The 1,388-nt window shown below is 63.8% G+C and carries 1 protein-coding gene; it reads left to right on the top strand.

Translation table 11 applies throughout. From position 1 onward, the window contains the following. Window positions 1-1,271: FAD-linked oxidase C-terminal domain-containing protein (locus tag EN893_RS34040; RefSeq protein ID WP_128362177.1), on the top strand; the 1,271-nt coding region annotated here is incomplete at its 5' end. Window positions 1,272-1,388: the final 117 nt, after the last annotated feature.

The raw sequence follows: 1,388 nt of genomic DNA, 5'->3' as shown, positions 1-1,388 counted from the left end.
ATCGCAACGTCCGCGTCGTGCCGCGCGGCTCCGGGACCTCGCTGTCGGGCGGCGCGCTGCCGCTCGAGGACGCGGTGCTTTTGGTGATGAGCCGCTTCAACCGTATCCTCGAGATCGATTTCCCCAATCGCGTTGTCGTTGCCCAGCCGGGCGTCACCAATCTCGGCATCACCACCGCCGTCGAGCAGCAGGGCTTTTACTACGCCCCCGATCCATCCTCCCAGATCGCCTGCTCGATCGGCGGCAATGTCGCGGAGAATTCCGGCGGCGTGCACTGCCTGAAATACGGCCTTACCGCCAACAATGTGCTCGGCATCGAGATGGTGCTGATGAATGGCGAAGTGGTACGGCTCGGCGGCAGTCACCTCGATGCGGAAGGTTATGACTTGCTCGGCGTCATGACGGGTTCGGAAGGGCTGCTTGGCGTCGTCACCGAGGTCACCGTGCGCATCCTGAAGAAACCGGAGACGGCTCGCGCACTGCTGATCGGCTTCCCGACCAGTGAGCAGGGCGGCCAGTGCGTCGCCGACATCATCGGCGCCGGCATCATTCCGGGCGGCATGGAGATGATGGACCGGCCGGCGATCCACGCCGCCGAGGATTTCGTCCATGCCGGCTATCCCCTGGATGTCGAAGCGCTGCTGATCGTCGAGCTCGACGGGCCGGGCGTCGAGGTCGATCATCTGATCGGTCTGGTCGAGGCGATCGCCTACAAGAACGGCTCGACCACCTGCCGCATTTCGCAGTCCGAACATGAACGGCTGAGCTTCTGGGCCGGCCGCAAGGCGGCGTTTCCGGCCGTCGGCCGCATCTCGCCCGACTACTACTGCATGGACGGCACCATCCCGCGCAAGGAGCTGCCGCGCGTGCTCGCCGGCATGCGCGAGCTGTCGGAAAAATACGGTCTCGGCGTCGCCAATGTCTTTCACGCCGGCGACGGCAATCTGCATCCGCTGATCCTCTACGATGCCAACGTACCGGGCGAACTCGACAAGGCCGAAAGCTTCGGCGCCGACATATTGCGGCTCTGCGTCAAGGTCGGCGGCGTGTTGACCGGCGAACACGGTGTGGGCGTGGAAAAACGCGACCTGATGCCGGAAATGTTCACCCAGATCGATCTCGACCAGCAGATGCGCGTCAAATGCGCCTTCGATCCCAACCATCTGCTCAACCCGGGAAAAGTGTTCCCGCAGCTGCGGCGATGCGCCGAACTCGGCCGCATGCACATTTCCGGCGGCAAGCTGCCGTTTCCGGACATTCCGAGGTTTTGAGGGATATGTCGGCGCTTGAACACCCCCCTCTGTCCTGCCGGACATCTCCCCCTCAAGGGGGGAGATTGGCAGCTCGCGCGCCTCGCCCTTTTGTCACCATTGGAGATTGGCGAAGCC

The organism is Mesorhizobium sp. M7A.F.Ca.CA.004.04.2.1 (assembly GCF_004022825.1).
Classification (GTDB): domain Bacteria; phylum Pseudomonadota; class Alphaproteobacteria; order Rhizobiales; family Rhizobiaceae; genus Mesorhizobium.
Note: the sequence above shows the minus strand (reverse complement) of the source record. Positions and strands in the feature narration are given on the sequence as shown.